Genomic DNA, 14,616 nt, shown 5'->3' on the forward strand with positions numbered 1-14,616 from the left:
CCCAGGACCGGCCCAGGAGTGTTGCCGGGGTTGCGCTGCCGCGTGCCAGGTCATACCAATAAGGTCGGTATTCATGACAGCATTTTCGGACGGTTCGGACGCCGCGAAGTCGGTCCCGACTTCTCAGACCGGCACCGCGAACACCATGATCAGCATGAAGAACGTGCAAAAGCACTTCGGCGATCTGCATGTGCTCAAGGACGTCCAACTCGACGTGCCCGCCGGCCAGGTGGTCGTGGTCCTGGGCCCCTCGGGTTCAGGCAAGTCCACCCTGTGTCGCACGATCAACCGCCTCGAGCCGATCGACAGCGGAGAGATCTGGATCGACGGGAACGTCCTACCGAGTGAAGGCAAGGCGCTGGCGGCGCTGCGTGCCGACGTCGGTATGGTGTTCCAGTCGTTCAACCTCTTCGCCCACAAGACAATCCTGCAGAATGTCACGCTCGCACCGATCAAGGTGCGCGGCAAGAGCAAGGCCGAGGCCGAGAAACGCGGACTCGAACTCTTGGAGCGGGTGGGGATCGCCAGCCAGAAAGACAAGTACCCCGCACAGCTCTCCGGTGGTCAGCAGCAGCGTGTGGCCATCGCCCGATCGCTGGCGATGGCACCGAAGGTGATGTTGTTCGACGAGCCCACCTCTGCGCTCGATCCCGAGATGGTCAACGAGGTGCTCGACGTGATGGTCTCCCTCGCCAAGGAGGGCATGACCATGGTCGTGGTCACCCATGAGATGGGCTTTGCCCGCAAAGCCGCCGACCGGGTGATCTTCATGGCCGATGGGGCCATCGTCGAGGACGACGATCCGGAGACGTTCTTCACAGCGCCCAAGTCCGACCGGGCCCGTGACTTCCTCGGCAAGATCCTGGGCCACTGATGAGTGAGACGAACACCATGCGCCTCACGAACAGAGCACGACCAAGACGACTGACCACCCTGACCGGCCTGGCGCTCGCCGCGGTGCTGGTCACGGCCGGGCTCGCCGCCTGCGGCAACACCAGCCCGCGCAACCTGCTCGAGTCGATCGAGAGCGGGTCGGTGATCGCGGGCACGAAGTTCGATCAGCCCGGACTCGGTCTGCGCCACCCCGACCAGTCGTTCACCGGATTCGATGTCTCGGTGTCGGAATATGTGGTCAACAACATCGCCGAGACCAACGGCTGGGACAAGCCGAAGATCAAGTGGCGAGAAACACCGTCGGCACAACGCGAGACGCTCATCGCCAACGGTGAGGTCGACATGATCGCGGCCACCTACTCGATCAATGCGGCGCGTTCCAAGAAGGTCGCCTTTGCCGGTCCCTACCTGATCAACTACCAGGGTCTGCTGGTCCGCGAAGACGATGATGAGATCCAAACCCTCACCGATCTCAACAAGGGCAAGAAACTGTGCTCGGTGACCGGCTCGACCTCGGCCCAGAACGTCAAGAACCAGTTGCCGAATGTCCAGCTGCAAGAGTTCGATTCGTACTCGTCCTGTGTCGAGGCCCTGCGCCGCGGCAAGGTCGACGCGCTGACCACCGACGAGGCGATCCTCGCCGGATTCTCGAACTTCTATCCCGGCGAATTCAAGCTGGTCGACATGACGTACCCGAAGGACGCCTGCGCGGGCAGTCCGAAATCGCTCAAGAAGGCCGGGACCCCGTTCTCGACCGAGCGTTACGGCATCGGTTTGGCCAAGGAGTACCCGGAAGCAGTGGCGGCGGTCAACCAAGCGCTCGTCAACATGATGACGCCGCCTCCCGGCGGTGGGCCGTCCGCATGGGAGCTCGCGCTGCGCGAGGCCATTGGTGATTCGGAGGTCGACGCGATGATCGCCCGTACCGAAACAACCGACTCCAAGTACACGTTCACCCCGACGCCGGGTGATCTGGCCTTCCTCGACTCCACACCGACGCCGTGCCCGGAAGGACTCTCATGAGCGAGCTGTGGTCCGACATCGGACCTGCACTGTGGCCTGCCTTCTGGGTGACCATCCAGCTGACGTTCTACTCCGCCATCGGCGCATTGATCTGGGGAACGATTCTCGCGGGCATGCGGGTGTCGCCGGTTCCGGTGATGCGCGTGTTCGGCACCTGGTACGTCAACATCGTGCGCAACACCCCGTTGACGTTGATCGTGATCTTCTGTTCGGTGGGGCTGTATCAGAACCTCGGTCTGGCGTTGGCACCTGAGAACGAGAACTTCGTCAAGAACAACAACTTCTGGTTGGCCGTTCTCGGGTTTGTGCTCTACACCTCGACGTTCGTCTGCGAAACTCTGCGATCTGGTTTCAACACCGTGCCGATCGGCCAGGCCGAAGCCGCACGATCGCTGGGATTGCCGTTCTCCAAGGTGTTTTCCATCATCGTGTTGCCTCAGGCCCTGCGATCGGTGATCGGACCGATGGGCAGCGTCCTGATCGCCCTGACCAAGAACACCACCATCGCTTCGGCGATCGGTGTGGCCGAGGCCTCGCTGCTGATGAAGGAAGAGATCGAGAACCACGCCGATCAGGTGGTCTGGATCTTCGTCATCATCGCCGCCGGCTTCATGGTGATCACACTCACCGAAGGCTTTGTCTTCGGCTACCTGGCAAAGCGATTGGCGGTCAAGCGATGAGCGGCGCAACTGTTCTGTACGACGCACCCGGACCGAAGGCCCGCAGACGTAATCTCTTGATCGCGATCGCGTTCGGCGTGGTCCTGCTCGCGGTGTTCGTCTACGTGATGGTGGCTCTCGAGGACAACGGTCAGCTCACTGCCGAAAAGTGGGATCCGTTCATCGAGGCCGACACCTGGACCACCTACCTGTTGCCGGGTCTGTGGGGAACGATCAAGGCGGCGGTGCTCTCCATCGTGTTCGCTCTGATCCTCGGCGCGCTGCTGGGCATCGGCCGACTGTCTGAGCACCGGTGGATCCGGATCCTCAGCGGAGGGACGGTCGAGATCTTCCGCGCCATCCCGGTGCTGATCCTGATGATCTTCGCCTACTACCTGTTTGCCGAGTACGCGGTGTTCCCCGCCGAACAGTTGGCTTTTGCAGCCGTGGTCACGGGCCTGACGCTGTACAACGGCTCCGTGATCGCGGAGATCCTGCGTTCCGGCATCAATTCGCTGCCCATGGGACAGTCCGAGGCCGCCCATTCATTGGGTCTGCGCAAATCGCAGACCATGCGAATGGTGTTGCTGCCGCAGTCGATCACCGCGATGCTCCCGGCGTTGATCTCGCAGATGGTCATTGCATTGAAGGACAGCGCTCTGGGATACGCGATCGGTTACATCGAAGTGGTCCGTTCCGGAATCCAATCGGCATCGTTCTACGGCAACTACCTGCCGGCCCTGGTGGTTGTCGCGATTGTGATGATCATCCTGAACTTCGGATTGTCGAATCTGGCCACGCTGGTCGAGCGTCGTGTTCGAGAGGGCAAACGCAAGGGCACCGTCGGCAATGTGACCATCGAAGACGACGCGATCACCGCAGATCGCTGAGTTCGGTCTTCACCAGATCAAACGCCAGCGACGGCGCATAGCCGCGACGAGCAAGCATCGCCACCAGGCGGCGTGTGTGCTTGTCGCGGCTTTCGCGTTCTGACACGTCGTCGGCACTGAGCCGTGCTGTTTTGCGTCGGAGTAATTCTGCGGCCCGCTCACGCTCGGCATCGTCGTCGACCTGACTGATCGCCTGCTCGATCACCGTGTCCACCACGCCTTTCTGGCGTAGCTCATGGCGCAACGCGGTGCGTCCCTTGCCGCTGTGCAAGTGGCGTGAACGTACCCATTGCTCGGCAAAATCCACATCGTCGAGCAGACCGGCGCGTTCGAGCCGTTGCATCACCGAATCGATTTCGGCCGCCGGAAAATCCTTGTCCTGCAGCCGCCCTCGCAGTTCGGCACGACTGCGCGCCCGGACACCGAGCAAACGGAGCGCGGCGTCGTATACCGATGCACCGGTGCTCGACGCAGACGATCTCGACTCGAATACGGACGCCGCCGGCGGCGGTGGCTCGGGGACCGGACCCCGACTCTCAGGTGCCGGGACGTCGATGGATACAGGTCGGGAGAGGATCTCCGCGGTCGCCGATCGCAGATCGGCAATGTCGGCGCGGATATCCTCTCCCCCAGGTTCATTCACCTGTTGCTGTCCCTTTAGAACTCGACCGGTGCCGGTGCCACGGCCTCGTCCTCGGTCAACACTGCACCGATTCCGAGCTTCTCTTTGATCTTCTTCTCGATCTCATCGCAGGTCTCGGTGTTCTCGAGCAGGAACTTACGTGCGTTCTCCTTGCCCTGACCCAGCTGTTCACCCTCGTAGGTGAACCACGAGCCGGCCTTACGGATGAATCCGTGCAGCACACCCATGTCGATGATCGAGCCTTCTTTGCTGATGCCGTGTCCGTACAGGATGTCGAACTCGGCCTGCTTGAACGGCGGTGCCACCTTGTTCTTGACCACCTTGACGCGGGTCCGGTTACCGACCGCGTCGGTTCCGTCCTTGAGGGTCTCGATCCGGCGGACGTCGAGCCGTATCGATGCGTAGAACTTCAGCGCCTTGCCACCGGTGGTGGTCTCCGGCGAGCCGAACATGACGCCGATCTTCTCGCGCAGCTGGTTGATGAAGATCGCGGTGGTACCCGAGTTACTCATGGCACCGGTCATCTTGCGCAGCGCCTGGCTCATCAGACGGGCTTGCAGACCGACGTGGCTGTCTCCCATCTCACCTTCGATTTCCGCACGCGGAACCAGCGCGGCCACCGAGTCGATGACCAGGATGTCGAGCGCACCGGACCGGATCAGCATGTCTGCGATCTCGAGGGCCTGCTCACCGGTGTCAGGCTGCGACACCAGCAGTGCGTCGGTGTCGACACCGAGCCGCTGTGCGTAGTCGGGGTCGAGTGCGTGCTCGGCGTCGATGAAGGCCGCGATACCGCCGGCTGCCTGCGCATTGGCAACCGCGTGCAGGGCCACGGTGGTCTTACCCGAGGATTCCGGGCCGTAGATCTCGACCACGCGGCCACGCGGCAGTCCGCCGATACCCAGCGCGACGTCCAACGCGATCGAGCCGGTGGGGATGGTGGCGATCGGCTGGCGGGCGTTCTCGCCGAGTCGCATCACCGAGCCCTTGCCATAGTTTTTGTCGATCTGGGCCAAGGCCAGGTCGAGTGCCTTTTCGCGGTCTGGTTGGGCTGCCATTTTTTCCCCTAGTGGTCTGGCCGAGTTCTCGGCGGTGGTACCGCCGGTCTGGCGGGAGCGAGCTTTCTTTCGCGTGTTCGGCATCTCTTTGCGCACTGACGTCACGCTAGATCAGCCCTCTGACAATTCGGCGAACTCGCAAGCCGGAGTGCCGACGTTTCCCATCGTTGCTTGCCCACCACTGTAGGCGAACATCTGTTCGAGTCAACTACCATCGCACGTGACACGCCGTAAGAGAATCTGACAAAGAGGGGTTCTACCAGCGATTCCGAGGGACATCGAAGTCCCGACACAGGGCCACCCACACGTCACGGGGGTCAACTCCGGATTCGATCGCCTGCGCTGCCGTCTTGCCGCCGAACTCGATGAGCGCATGGTCGACAAGCATCGAATCGGCCGTGGCGGCGCCGAACTCGGTGGTCAGAAGTTCGGTGAATTCGGTGAGTCGCACGTCGTCAAGGCTAGCGAAACGGTTGTAGGCCCGCCGCACGGGCACACACCGCCACCGGATCGAGGACGTCGGCATTGCTCTCACCCGCCCGGCGGGCAGCGATCGCAAATGAATTGTTCTGCAATATTTTTCGGATCGACGATGCCATCGCGGTCACGGTCGGCGGCCGGACGACCTCCGCGCAGCCCCATCGCCGGGCCCGCTGCGCGAGTTCCCACTGATCTCCGCCACCGGGAACCAGCACCTGCGGAACGCCGGCGAGCATTGATTTCGCGAGCATCCCGTGGCCTCCACCACAGATCACCAGTGACGCCTCGGCGAGCAACTCGTCCTGCCTACCGTGCCCGGCGACGGCCCAGGCGGGCAGCTCATCCACCTGAGGTGCCAGACCCGAGACAATGGCGCGGACCGGTATGTCGAGGACGTCCGGGTCCAGCGCCATCAACGCAACCTCGACCAAACCCACCGAACCCGTGGTTGCCGTGGACGGTGCGATGACGACCAGGGGCGCATCGCCTGGCGGACGGTCGAAGATCTTGTCGGTGGGTTCCCACAGCAGGGGGCCGATCAGCTCTGCGCCTTCTGGCCAATCCGGGCGCGGAACCTCCAACGCCGGCAGGGTGGCGATCATCCGGGCGGCGGGTTCGGGCGCCCGGGGCGGCAATCCCATCCCGGCGCGTGCGGCTTCTCGTTGCCGATCGCCCTGCCTGATCGAACGTGCGGTGGCCGCTCGCATCAATCCGTCCCGGAGCCGCCCCGACAGACCGGTCCCCGGTTCCAGCCCGCTACCGATCGGCGGGAGGCCCACCGAGGCCCGGTAGAGCGGATGCGGGGAGAGTTCGATCCACGGGACTCGCAGCGACTCGGCCGCCCATCCCCCGCAGACGGTGATGACATCGCAGATGACGAGATCGGGCTCGAAGTCGGCGAGTTCAGGTACCAGCAACTGGCACATCCGCGCGGCCCGGGCACTGAGCTTGGCACCGGCGTCGCCGTCGTCATCGTCATCCTCTGCCGCCAGACCCGGTAGCTGCCGAACCTGCAGCCCCCGTGCCGCGGCTGCCTGCGCCCAACCTGAACCCGTGTAGACAACTGGCGAAAAACCGTTGCGCTGCAACAGATTCGCGAGGGACAGCATGGGAAACGCGTGACCGGCATCAGAGCCGGCCACCAGCGCTACCCGCACCTATGACTCCTCGCCGCTCGGCCCCGCCGTCACAGTCCGGTGTTCGTCGGACTCTTGTCAGAACTCGCCCACTTGATCACCGCGATCACGCCGATCACCACGAGGCCGATCACCAGAATTGTCAGCAGGCCCTTCACCAGCGCCATGATCAGGCCGAAAGCCAACCACACCACCAGAACTGCCAGCAGCACCTTCCACCACATGTCATCCTCCTCGTTCAACCATCCGTTGACATCAACGGTGCCAGCACAGCACCCTGTTTGTCACCGGTGAACAGGCAAGATGGGGGAAAGTTCAGGGACTACCCCTACTACATGCTCAGTTCGCCTGAGGCTTCTCGACGTTGACCGGCGGTGCCGCCGGCTCCGCGGCCGGTGCGGTGGTGTTCTCACCGGCAGCCAGCGACTCACCGGCCATGGAGGCCCGGATCTGTTCGAGTCGGGAATGCCCGGCCATCTGCACGCTGGCCTGCTGAACCTCCATCATGCGGCCCTGCACCGAATTACGGGAGAGCTCGGCCGACCCGAGCGCGTTGGCGTAACGGCGCTCGATCTTGTCACGCACCTGCTCGAGATTGGGGGTGTTGCCGGGCGCGGCCAGTTCACTCATCTGGTTCAGCGACGCAGAGACCTGCTCCTGCATCTTCGCCTGCTCCAACTGGCTCAGGAGCTTGGTCCGCTCAGCAAGCTTGTGCTGCAACGTCATCGAGTTCTGCTCAACTGCATGCTTGGCCTGTTCGGCGGCTTGCAGCGACTGATCGTGGAGCGCCTTGAGGTCTTCAACACTCTGCTCCCCGGTCACCAATTGCGCGGCGAAGGCCTCGGCAGCATTGGTGTATTCGGTGGCCTTGGCGGTGTCACCCGCCGCGGTTGCCTTGTCGGCCAGAGTCAACGCCTGCCGCGTGTTGGCCTGCAGCCGTTCGATGTCCTCGAGCTGCCGATTGAGTTTCATCTCGAGCTGGCGCTGATTGCCGATCACGGCCGCAGCCTGCTGCGAAAGAGCCTGATGCTGACGCTGTGCATCTTCGATCGCCTGCTGGATCTGAATCTTCGGGTCGGCATTCTCATCGATCTTGGCGTTTCCGAACGCCATCAAGTAACGCCATGCCTTCACAAACGGGTTAGCCATTGCCCCTGCCTTGTCTTCAGTACGATTCCGAGCAGTCCTCGACCCAATCTATCGTCTGAGCCCGCGCAGTGACACCGGCGAGTGTCAGGCGGCAGCCAGCGCCGAGGCCGGCTGCGGTATGACAACCTTCGTGTCGGTCGCGATCGATGCGCGCCCGGAAGGCTGCGAAGCGTGGTCCAGATCGGTGCGAAGTGTGTCGCGGACATCCAGTAGAACGTCGGCGATCTCTACCTCGAGGGCGTCGCAGATCGCAGCGAGCAGTTCACTGGATGCCTCTTTTTGGCCGCGTTCGACCTCAGAGAGGTAGCCCAGGCTGACCCGGGCGCTCGTCGATACCTCACGCAAGGTGCGACCTTGATCCATCCGAACCCGCCGCAGGCTGCCACCGAGTGCTTCCCGCAGGAGCAATGCCATATGAGTCCTCCTCAACACGTCAGTCTGTCCAACGCAGTACGGTCCGATTCCGTTCCCGGTCCGCAGACCCACGTTCATTCTTCTGTCCGTGGGTTCGCATTCTTTCGTCACTGCCGCGGATGCAGCACTCACCCGAACTCAGTCGAGCCAATCGAGTAATTCACCGATCGACCGTGTGCACGACATTAGACGAATATCCCAGCGGTCGCCCTGCAGCGACATGCCGACAACCTTGGTGTCGAAACCGATGTTCCCGGCCGCCTTGCCGGAGCGCGCCCGAGCCAAGCCGCAGAACACCGTGCCCGGAGCTTTCCCATCCTGCGGATCAGGACCCGCCACTCCGGTCAGGGATATCCCGTACGTCGCGCCGCACCGGGCGGCCGCACCGATCGCCAACTCCTCGGCAGTTCGCTCCGCCACCGGTCCGAACTCCTCGAGCGTGTCGGCGCGAACCCCCGCCAGAGCCGCCTTGAGATCGGTTGCGTAGACGATCAGACCTCCGCGCAAGACCGCACTGGCACCGGGGATTCCCGCGATCATCGCGGACAGCAGGCCGGCCGACAGGGACTCGGCGGTGGCCACGGTTTCTTTGCGACGGCCCAATTCGGCCACCAACCGCCGCGCCGGCTCCCCGGCCAGCGGATCGGGGCTCAACGTCCCGAGCTGTCGCCGGGGTGCCCGGACCGCTCGTCCCGACGCAGCGTTGCCGCGTCCCGGCGCCGCTGGGCCCTCTTGGCGAAGGCCTGCCATACGTAGTCGATGCCCGTCACCACGGTCGCCACCAGCGCCGCGCCCATCAACACGATCGCGATCCAGTGCAACGGTCCGGACAACGGCAATATGTAGAGACCGATAGCAAAGACCTGTAGGAGCGTCTTGATCTTGCCGCCGCGACTGGCCGGGATCACTCCGTGCCGAAGCACCCAGAACCGCAGGACCGTGATCCCGAGTTCCCTGGCCAGGATCACGCCGGTCACCCACCAGGGCAGCTCACCGAGGATCGACAGACCGATCAGCGCAGAGCCGATCAACGCCTTGTCTGCGATGGGATCGGCGAGCTTTCCGAAATCGGTGATCAAGCCGCGTTCTCGTGCGATCCGGCCGTCGTAGTGGTCGGTGATCGCGGCCAGCGCGAAAACACCCCAGGCCAGGGTCCGCCACCACGGGTTGTCGCCACCGTCGATGAACAGGACCGAAACAAACACCGGCACCAGCGCGATCCGGAAGATCGTCAAGATGTTGGCCAGGTTGAGAATCGGTACCTCTTCGCTGACCAGATCCACAATCGGGTCCGGCTCGGCGCCGCTCACCTCGCGACGCAAACGATCAGCCACGCGATGCACCCTGCAGCGCCGAATCGAGATGCCCAATACCCACGTGCACAAGGATAGGTTGCCCCGACTGCAGCGAAGGCCCGGGGTACACAGGTATTAATGTTTCACGCATGGCATCTGACAACAGCTCGGCGAACGAGCCTGCTGCTGCAACCGATTCGAAGGTTGACGCGATCGTGCGCCGGGCACGAACCTCGGACGTGCCGCGCATCAAAGAACTGATCGACCAGTACGCGGGCAAGATCCTCCTCGAAAAGAATCTGGTGACGCTCTACGAGGCCGTCCAAGAGTTCTGGGTCGCCGAGGTCGACGGGCGCGTGGTCGGTTGCGGTGCACTCCACGTCCTGTGGGCCGACCTCGGCGAGATCCGTACCGTCGCCGTCGACCAGTCGATGGCCGGGCACGGGATCGGCCACCGATTGGTGAGCCGATTGCTCGACATGGCGCGGCAACTCCAACTGAGCCGACTGTTCGTGCTCACCTTCGAAACCCACTTCTTCGGCAAGCACGGATTCGTCGAAATCGCCGGCACCCCGGTGACCGCCGAGGTGTACGAGGAGATGTGCCGGTCGTACGACGCCGGTGTCGCCGAGTTCCTCGACCTGAGTTTCGTCAAACCCAACACCCTTGGCAACACCCGGATGTTGGCCACCCTCTAAGACCTGATCGCTCTTCCAAACCGTCTTCCTCCAGCCGAAAGAAGCACCGTGGCAACGTTTCTCGTCGAGTACACCTTCTCCCCCGGCACCGCGGCGATCCGCGACGAGACCCGGCCCGCGCACCGCGCCTGGTTGTCGGGCCTGTGCGACGACGGCATCTTGAAGGCGTCCGGACCGTTCTCGGACGGCCTCGGCGCTCTGCTGATATTCCGGGCAGAGGACGAGGCCGCCGTGAAGGACCTGATCCAGGATGATCCGTACGTTCCGGTCTCGGCCATCGACGCCACGTCGATTCGCGGGTGGAACCCGGTCATCGGACCGATCAGCGACTAGTCGGGCGCGTCCCCGGATTTCTCAGACGCCGCTTTCCGTTCGTCTGACCTCGTCTTCAGCAAGCTGGCCACCGTGGTGATCACCAAGGTCCCGATGATCACGGACAGCGACACCGGCGTCGAGATGACCGGCACCGAGATGTGTTCGCCACCGTTGATGAATCCCAGGGTGTTCTCGTGCAACGCGTGCAGCACGAGCTTCACACCGATGAAGCCGAGGATGAACGACAGTCCGAAGGACAGGTAGACCAGCTTGTCGAGGAGTCCGCCGAGCAAGAAGTACAGCTGGCGCAGACCCATCAACGCGAACGCATTGGCGGTGAAGACGATGTAGGGCTCTTCGGTGAGGCCATAGATCGCCGGGATCGAGTCCAGCGCAAAGAGCACGTCGGTGAACCCGATGACGATCAGCACCATCAGCATCGGCGTCGCCAGCCGCTTACCGTTTTCGATGGTGAACAGCTTGTCGCCGTCGTAATTGTCCGAGGTGCGCAGAACCTTCTTCACCAAAATCGTGATGCGACTCTCACGCTCTTCCTCGGCTTCGACCACGTGATCGGATTCGCGCAGGAGTTTGATGGCGGTGAAGATCAAGAACGCGCCGAACAGGTAGAACACCCATGAGTAGGCCTCGATGGCAGCGGCACCGACCGCGATGAACGCACCGCGCATCACCAGAGCCATCACGATGCCGAGGAGCAGCACTTTCTGCTGGTACTCACGCGGCACCGCGAACTTCGCCATGATGATGACAAAGACGAACAGGTTGTCGACCGAGAGTGCTTTTTCGGTGACGAATCCGGCGTAGTACTCGGTACCCGAGGTCGACCCCCATTTCCACCACACGAATCCGCCGAAGATCAGCGCGATCGTGATGTAGAAGGCCGACCAGAAACCTGATTCCTTGATCGACGGTGCGTGGGGCACCCGCACGTGGGCAAAGAAGTCGAAAACGAACAACCCCAGGATCACCAAACAGGTGACGATCCAGACGGTGGGCGAAACGTGCACGAGGGCAGCCTCCAAGCTGTCGAAGAAAGGTAAAGACCACTTTACCTAACAATTTCGAGAAACTCCGCCTGTCGGCTGCCGTCCCGCGACTCACAGACCCCTAGAAATCGTCCGTTTCGTCACTGGAGTCACTATCGCCACCACCGGTGATCGAGAAGATGACACCGGCGAGATCCTCGGGTTTGACGAGCACATCGCGGGCCTTCGATCCCTCTGACGGGCCGACGACCCCACGGCTCTCCATCAGATCCATCAGGCGCCCGGCCTTGGCAAAACCGACCCGGAGCTTGCGCTGCAGCATCGACGTCGACCCGAACTGACTCGACACCACCAGTTCCACCGCCTGCAGCAGGTCGTCGAGGTCGTTGCCGATGTCGGCGTCGATGTCCTTCTTGTCCGGGACCTTCTGAGCGGTGACACCTTCAGTGTAATCAGGCTCACTCTGGTCCTTCGCAAAATCCACGACGGCCTGGATCTCTTCGTCCGTGATGAAGGCGCCCTGCATTCGGACGGGCTTGTTGGCGCCCATCGGCAAGAACAACCCGTCGCCCATACCGATCAGCTTCTCGGCACCGGGCTGATCCAGGATGACTCGCGAGTCGGTCAGCGAGGATGTCGCGAATGCCAAACGTGAGGGCACGTTGGTCTTGATCAGACCGGTCACCACGTCCACCGAAGGACGCTGTGTCGCCAGGACCAGGTGGATACCCGCGGCGCGCGCCTTCTGCGTGATCCGGACGATCGATTCCTCGACTTCGCGCGGAGCCGTCATCATCAGGTCGGCGAGCTCGTCGACGATCGCCAGGATGTACGGATACGGCTTGTAGACGCGCTCGGAACCGAGCGGGGTCGTGATCTCCCCGGAGCGGACCTTGGTATTGAAGTCGTCGATATGTCGCACCCGCGACGCCTTCATGTCCTGGTAGCGCTGTTCCATCTCCTCCACCAGCCAGGCCAGCGCAGCGGCAGCCTTCTTCGGCTGGGTGATGATGGGCGTGATCAGATGCGGAATGCCCTCGTAGGGCGTGAGTTCCACCATCTTCGGGTCGATCAGGATCATCCTGACCTCTTCCGGTGTCGCGCGGGTCAGGAGCGAGACCAGCATCGAGTTCACAAAGCTCGACTTACCGGAACCGGTGGAACCGGCCACCAGGAGGTGGGGCATCTTCGCGAGGTTGGCGGCCACGAAGTTGCCTTCGATGTCCTTACCCAGGCCGACCACGAGCGGGTGCTTGTCTTTGCGGGTCGAGGATGCGGTGAGCACGTCTGCCAGCCGGACCATTTCACGGTCGCTGTTGGGTACTTCGATACCCACCGCGGACTTGCCGGGGATCGGTGCCAGCAGGCGGACGTTGTCGGTGGCCGCGGCGTAGGAGATGTTGCGCTGCAGTGCGGTGATCTTCTCGACCTTCACGCCCGGTCCGAGTTCGACCTCGTACCGGGTGACCGTGGGTCCACGGGTGAAGCCGGTGACGGCGGCGTCGATCTTGAACTGCTCGAGAACCGCGGAGATCCGGTCGATCATCTCGTCGTTGGCGGCGCTGCCCAGCTTGGGCGGGTCACCTTCGATCAGCAGGCTGGCAGGCGGCAGCTTGTAGTCGCCCTCCACGGCCCGGTCGACCAACATCCCGTTCTGCGGCATGTCGTCGTCTTCGTCATCGGCCGGAGCCGGGGGCGGGGTGGGCTTGGCGACGGGTCGCTTGCGGACCGGTTTCGCTCCGGCCGGAGGCGTCTGCAGGGCTTCGGTGACTGCTGCGGGTGCACCGTTGTCGTCGATGATCTCTTCGGTCAATGCCTCCGCGGCGGTCACCGGCGGCGGGGTACGCCGCCGGGGCCGGCTCAGCGGTTCGCTGCGGGCAGGCAACGCGGGAAGATCAGGTGGGTAGTTGTTGTACGGGTCGCCGTAAGCCGCGTCGCCATATGAGCTCTCGGCGCCGAAGTCGTCGTCTTCATAGTCGTCGTCCTCATCCCATTCCTGGGCGACGCCGAGACCGAGGTACGAGCCGACCACAGCGAACAATTCGCGCACCGTCAGGCCGGACAGCAACAACAGACCAAACGCCATGCACAGCAACAGAATCGGCACTGAGATCCACGCGGTCAAGCCGTTGGTGAGAGGTCCGCCGACGGCAAACCCGATGAATCCACCGGAGTCCTGACGCTCCGACAGTTCAGCCGGACTGCCGGCGAAGATGTGCCACAGACCGGGCAGTGGAAGTCCGATCAACAATGCAGAACCGATGTAGCGACCACGGCTGCGCGGATTCGGGGCATGTCGCATGAGCACAAAAGCGGCAGCGATGAACACCAGCGGCAGCAGCATCGCCACGGTGCCGATGACAGCCCGGGCTGCGGAATCGACAAACGCACCGACCGGGCCGCCTGCGTCGAACCAGATCGCAGCGACGACCACGATCGACAGCGCGATCAGTACGAGCGCTAGTCCGTCGCGGCCCTGGGTGTGGACGTTCTGGTCCGCTCCCCCGCCCGACGAATCGTCGAAGGTGTCGTTCGGTTGGTCGTCCCAGCCGTCGTCGCCGCTGTACTGACGCTCGTCGTAGTGGGGGTCACCGCCACGCGAGCCGGACCGGGCGACCGCACCGACACCCTTGGCCAGCAGGCCCCATCCCGCGCCGACACCACCGCCCACGGCCTTGAGGGCCGAGCGTCGCGGTGGCGCCGATGCCTTGGTCCGGGCCGAGGTCGCTGCCGACCTGCTCGATGCCCGGGCACCGGCGGTCGACTTCTTGGCTGTTGTCGCCTTCTTTGCAGCGGGCCTCTTGGCCGCAGTCGAGTTGGCCGCAGCCGAGGCCTTCTTCGCCGGAGCCTTACGCGGGGCAGCCTTCTTGGCGGCAGGTTTCTTCCCGGCCGCAGAACTGCGAGCGGGCGCGCCAGAACGAGCGGTGGACTTGGTTGCCATGGGTGCCACCTTAG

Annotated in this window: 17 protein-coding genes; 6 read left to right on the top strand and 11 right to left on the bottom strand. The window is 63.2% G+C overall.

The genetic code is table 11. From position 1 onward, the window contains the following. Positions 1–145 precede the first annotated feature (145 nt). Genes AC56PL_RS17935 through AC56PL_RS17950 form a run of 4 tightly spaced genes read left to right on the top strand, consistent with a single transcriptional unit; the run spans position 146 to position 3,466 of the window. Positions 146–874, top strand: a complete 729-nt coding sequence (locus AC56PL_RS17935) for an ATP-binding cassette domain-containing protein (RefSeq protein WP_495516924.1) — start codon at positions 146–148, stop codon at positions 872–874. Continuing rightward, positions 874–1,917 carry a glutamate ABC transporter substrate-binding protein gene (locus AC56PL_RS17940; RefSeq protein WP_497154650.1) on the top strand — a complete coding sequence of 348 codons (1,044 nt, stop codon included), beginning with the start codon at positions 874–876 and terminating at the stop codon, positions 1,915–1,917. The genes AC56PL_RS17935 and AC56PL_RS17940 overlap by 1 nt, the downstream gene beginning before the upstream one ends. Continuing rightward, the gene (locus AC56PL_RS17945; RefSeq protein ID WP_482139206.1) at positions 1,914–2,597 is read left to right on the top strand and encodes an amino acid ABC transporter permease; all 684 of its coding nucleotides are present in this window, start codon (positions 1,914–1,916) and stop codon (positions 2,595–2,597) included. Before AC56PL_RS17940 ends, AC56PL_RS17945 begins: the two co-directional genes overlap by 4 nt. Beyond that, a complete protein-coding gene (locus AC56PL_RS17950) occupies positions 2,594–3,466 on the top strand; it encodes an ABC transporter permease subunit (protein WP_495516679.1) in 873 nt (290 codons plus the stop codon). The genes AC56PL_RS17945 and AC56PL_RS17950 overlap by 4 nt, the downstream gene beginning before the upstream one ends. Here AC56PL_RS17950 and AC56PL_RS17955 read toward each other — a convergent pair. The 9 genes from AC56PL_RS17955 to pgsA form a co-directional block, all read right to left on the bottom strand. Beyond that, positions 3,450–4,109, bottom strand: a complete 660-nt coding sequence (locus tag AC56PL_RS17955; RefSeq protein WP_497154651.1) for a regulatory protein RecX — start codon at positions 4,107–4,109, stop codon at positions 3,450–3,452. The two genes, AC56PL_RS17950 and AC56PL_RS17955, sit on opposite strands and share 17 nt — an antisense overlap. Positions 4,110–4,123: 14 nt before the next feature. After that, the gene (recA, locus tag AC56PL_RS17960; RefSeq protein WP_495516681.1) at positions 4,124–5,167 is read right to left on the bottom strand and encodes a recombinase RecA; all 1,044 of its coding nucleotides are present in this window, start codon (positions 5,165–5,167) and stop codon (positions 4,124–4,126) included. A gap of 256 nt (positions 5,168–5,423) precedes the next feature. Next, entirely contained in the window at positions 5,424–5,618 is a 195-nt protein-coding gene (locus tag AC56PL_RS17965; RefSeq protein WP_495516682.1) for a DUF3046 domain-containing protein, read from the bottom strand. 10 nt (positions 5,619–5,628) lie between these two features. Next, on the bottom strand, positions 5,629–6,804 hold the full coding sequence (locus AC56PL_RS17970) for a glycosyltransferase (RefSeq protein WP_497154652.1): 1,176 nt from the start codon (positions 6,802–6,804) through the stop codon (positions 5,629–5,631). A gap of 29 nt (positions 6,805–6,833) precedes the next feature. Next, positions 6,834–7,007 (bottom strand): hypothetical protein, encoded by a 174-nt coding sequence (locus AC56PL_RS17975; RefSeq protein ID WP_495516684.1) that lies wholly within the window; start codon positions 7,005–7,007, stop codon positions 6,834–6,836. Between the two features lie 115 nt (positions 7,008–7,122). Continuing rightward, positions 7,123–7,932 (bottom strand): phage shock protein PspA, encoded by an 810-nt coding sequence (gene pspA / locus AC56PL_RS17980; RefSeq protein ID WP_495516685.1) that lies wholly within the window; start codon positions 7,930–7,932, stop codon positions 7,123–7,125. Positions 7,933–8,016: 84 nt separating this feature from the next. Then, positions 8,017–8,346 (bottom strand): helix-turn-helix domain-containing protein, encoded by a 330-nt coding sequence (locus AC56PL_RS17985; protein WP_495516686.1) that lies wholly within the window; start codon positions 8,344–8,346, stop codon positions 8,017–8,019. Positions 8,347–8,484: 138 nt separating this feature from the next. Beyond that, a complete protein-coding gene (locus AC56PL_RS17990; protein WP_495516687.1) occupies positions 8,485–9,000 on the bottom strand; it encodes a nicotinamide-nucleotide amidohydrolase family protein in 516 nt (171 codons plus the stop codon). Further along, entirely contained in the window at positions 8,997–9,680 is a 684-nt protein-coding gene (gene pgsA / locus AC56PL_RS17995; protein ID WP_495516688.1) for a CDP-diacylglycerol--glycerol-3-phosphate 3-phosphatidyltransferase, read from the bottom strand. The genes AC56PL_RS17990 and pgsA overlap by 4 nt, the downstream gene beginning before the upstream one ends. A 110-nt stretch (positions 9,681–9,790) precedes the next feature. Here pgsA and AC56PL_RS18000 point away from each other — a divergent pair, with 110 nt between their 5' ends. Continuing rightward, positions 9,791–10,339 carry an amino-acid N-acetyltransferase gene (locus AC56PL_RS18000; protein ID WP_495516689.1) on the top strand — a complete coding sequence of 183 codons (549 nt, stop codon included), beginning with the start codon at positions 9,791–9,793 and terminating at the stop codon, positions 10,337–10,339. A gap of 48 nt (positions 10,340–10,387) precedes the next feature. Then, positions 10,388–10,672, top strand: a complete 285-nt coding sequence (locus AC56PL_RS18005; protein WP_495516690.1) for a YciI family protein — start codon at positions 10,388–10,390, stop codon at positions 10,670–10,672. Here the strand turns inward: AC56PL_RS18005 and AC56PL_RS18010 are convergent. After that, positions 10,669–11,682: a TerC/Alx family metal homeostasis membrane protein gene (locus AC56PL_RS18010; RefSeq protein ID WP_495516691.1), complete on the bottom strand. Its 1,014-nt coding sequence runs from the start codon at positions 11,680–11,682 to the stop codon at positions 10,669–10,671. The two genes, AC56PL_RS18005 and AC56PL_RS18010, sit on opposite strands and share 4 nt — an antisense overlap. A gap of 100 nt (positions 11,683–11,782) precedes the next feature. After that, entirely contained in the window at positions 11,783–14,602 is a 2,820-nt protein-coding gene (locus AC56PL_RS18015) for a DNA translocase FtsK 4TM domain-containing protein (protein WP_495516692.1), read from the bottom strand. Positions 14,603–14,616: the final 14 nt, after the last annotated feature.

The organism is Williamsia sp. Y721 (assembly GCF_059683565.1).

Coding starts and splice junctions, on each gene's coding strand:
- AC56PL_RS17935 (WP_495516924.1), top strand. CDS start 146: ATGATCAGCATGAAGAACGTGCAAAAGCACTTCGGCGATCTGCATGTG.
- AC56PL_RS17940 (WP_497154650.1), top strand. CDS start 874: ATGAGTGAGACGAACACCATGCGCCTCACGAACAGAGCACGACCAAGA.
- AC56PL_RS17945 (WP_482139206.1), top strand. CDS start 1,914: ATGAGCGAGCTGTGGTCCGACATCGGACCTGCACTGTGGCCTGCCTTC.
- AC56PL_RS17950 (WP_495516679.1), top strand. CDS start 2,594: ATGAGCGGCGCAACTGTTCTGTACGACGCACCCGGACCGAAGGCCCGC.
- recA (WP_495516681.1), bottom strand. CDS start 5,167: ATGGCAGCCCAACCAGACCGCGAAAAGGCACTCGACCTGGCCTTGGCC.
- AC56PL_RS17975 (WP_495516684.1), bottom strand. CDS start 7,007: ATGTGGTGGAAGGTGCTGCTGGCAGTTCTGGTGGTGTGGTTGGCTTTC.
- pspA (WP_495516685.1), bottom strand. CDS start 7,932: ATGGCTAACCCGTTTGTGAAGGCATGGCGTTACTTGATGGCGTTCGGA.
- AC56PL_RS17985 (WP_495516686.1), bottom strand. CDS start 8,346: ATGGCATTGCTCCTGCGGGAAGCACTCGGTGGCAGCCTGCGGCGGGTT.
- AC56PL_RS18000 (WP_495516689.1), top strand. CDS start 9,791: ATGGCATCTGACAACAGCTCGGCGAACGAGCCTGCTGCTGCAACCGAT.
- AC56PL_RS18015 (WP_495516692.1), bottom strand. CDS start 14,602: ATGGCAACCAAGTCCACCGCTCGTTCTGGCGCGCCCGCTCGCAGTTCT.